Source organism: Streptomyces sp. BE20 (assembly GCF_036322525.1).
GTDB lineage: Bacteria > Actinomycetota > Actinomycetes > Streptomycetales > Streptomycetaceae > Kitasatospora.
This window is the reverse complement of record NZ_JAQYWW010000844.1, coordinates 1-260: the sequence shown is the minus strand read 5'-3', so window position 1 is coordinate 260 and position 260 is coordinate 1. Positions and strand designations below refer to the sequence as shown.

General features: G+C 70.4%; 1 pseudogene. It reads right to left on the bottom strand.

The annotated features are described in order from the left end of the window. A pseudogene (locus tag PUR61_RS18160) lies at nt 1-220 on the bottom strand (hypothetical protein); the annotation flags it as partial. Nucleotides 221-260: the final 40 nt, after the last annotated feature.

The following is a 260-nucleotide window of genomic DNA, read 5'->3' as shown; positions in this document are numbered from 1 at the left end:
GACTCGCGTCGGTCAAGGACGCCGAGGAGGCCCCCCGTGACATGGCCGCGCGGCGGGCCCAGTCGGCGGTCAGCGAGAGGAAGTCGACCATGTCGCGTTCGGCACCGGCGAGCAGGTGGCGGAGTTCGGTGACGGACAGTTGGATCATCGGGCTGTCGCTCTGCTCGGCGTTGACCGTCAGCCGGACGGTGTCGCCGAAGCGCTCTGCGAGCGGTGACACCGGGTCGTGGCCAAAGCCGAGCAGGTCGCCGCCATCGACG